Below are 1,485 nucleotides of genomic sequence, written 5' to 3'. Positions count from 1 at the left end.
CTGGTAGTCCCGCAAGCGCAGCATGGCGGCGGGTCTAGCCCGGTCGGGCCGTCCTGTCCGTGGCGGCGGGGTCACGGCGGGGGCCGGCGTTCTCGCGGCGCGCGCTGCTGGCCCGAGTCCTCCCATCCTCCCCTTATCCTGAGGCGGCGAAGCGAAGCGGAGACCTCGAAGGATGAGGGACGAGATCGGGATATTCGCGCGCGCAGCGCAGCTCGCCGGGGTCGGGGGGCGCAGCCTCTCCCGCTCAGAGCCGGCGCAACAAATAGATATCCATGATCCAGCCGTGCCGCGTCCGGGCCTCCACGCGGACCCGCCGGATCTCGGCGCCGACGGTGCCGAGGCGGCCGGAGACCAGGATCTCGTCCGGGCTGCCGAGGTAGGCCCCCCAGTAGATCGTCAGCGCCGGGTCGAGGCCGGCGAAGCTCGGATCGCCGTCGAGCATCACCACGACGCTCTCAGCATCCTCGGGCCAGCCCGCGGCGAGGCGCCGCCCGGTGGTGATCAGCACCGGGCCGCCGATGGCGTTGAGCGGCACGCCGTGGCGGGCGGCCAGGACCTGAACGCTCGAGAGGCCGGGGATCACGGCGTAGCGCAGGGCGAGGCGCCCGCGCGACGCGATGCGGTCGAGGATCCGCAGGGTGCTGTCGTAGAGGGCCGGGTCGCCCCAGACCAGGATCGCCCCGACCTGCCCGGATTCGAGTTCCGCCGCGAAGGCCGCCTCCAGCCGCTCGGCCCGGGCCGCGTGCCAGGCGTCGACGGTGGCGCCGTAATCGGCCGGGCGGCGCTCCCGGGGCGGATCCTCGATGGTGACGACCCGGTGGGGCTTTTGGATATGGACGGCGCAGATCCGCTTGCGGATGTCCACGAGGTCGGCGGTCTCGGCGCGCTTGTCGAGCACGAACACCGCGTCGACATCGGCCAGCGCCCGCACCGCCTGGAGGGTCAGGTGCTCGGGATCGCCCGTGCCGATGCCGATGACCCGGATCTGACGGTCCTGCATGCGAAATCCCGGTTTCAAAAGGTCCCCGACCTTTTGCGGGTGCAGGGCGGCGCCCTGCTCGTCGTCATCAGGGCTCCGCCCTGATTACCCGCCAAAGGGCTCATGCCCTTTGGAAACCCATTTTGCCAGGATCGCCCGGGCGATGGTCAGGTCCTGGAGGGCGATGCCGGAGGAATCGAACACCGTGATCGCCTCGGGGTCGGTCCGGGCCCCCTGCCCGCTCCCCAGCACGGCGCCGATCGCCCGCAGCTCCGCCGCCGCGGGGGCGTGCTGGAACTCGCCGATGGTGCGCGACTGCTCGGGCAGGTCGCAGTAGAGGGCCGCCCGCTCGAGCAGGGCCGGGGGCAGCTCCTGCTTGCCCTTGGCATCCGCCCCCATGGCGGCGACATGGGTGCCGGGGCGGACCCAATCGGCCTCGAACAGCGGCGCCCGGGCGGGCGTGGCCGTCACGATCACGTCGGCGGCCAGGCAGGCCTCCTGCGGGT

The 1,485-nt window shown here is 72.5% G+C and carries 1 protein-coding gene and 1 pseudogene; both read right to left on the bottom strand.

Going from position 1 to position 1,485, the window contains the following annotated elements; all coding sequences use genetic code 11:
* Positions 1-244 precede the first annotated feature (244 nt).
* Complete coding sequence (gene cobF, locus FV228_RS29430; protein WP_147857688.1) at positions 245-1,000, bottom strand: precorrin-6A synthase (deacetylating); 756 nt, start codon at positions 998-1,000, stop codon at positions 245-247.
* An 84-nt stretch (positions 1,001-1,084) separates the two neighbouring features.
* Positions 1,085-1,485: pseudogene (locus tag FV228_RS29425) on the bottom strand (ornithine cyclodeaminase family protein); the annotation flags it as partial.

Source organism: Methylobacterium sp. WL18, assembly GCF_008040015.1.
GTDB lineage: Bacteria > Pseudomonadota > Alphaproteobacteria > Rhizobiales > Beijerinckiaceae > Methylobacterium > Methylobacterium mesophilicum.
This window is presented reverse-complemented; position numbering and strand designations above follow the sequence as displayed.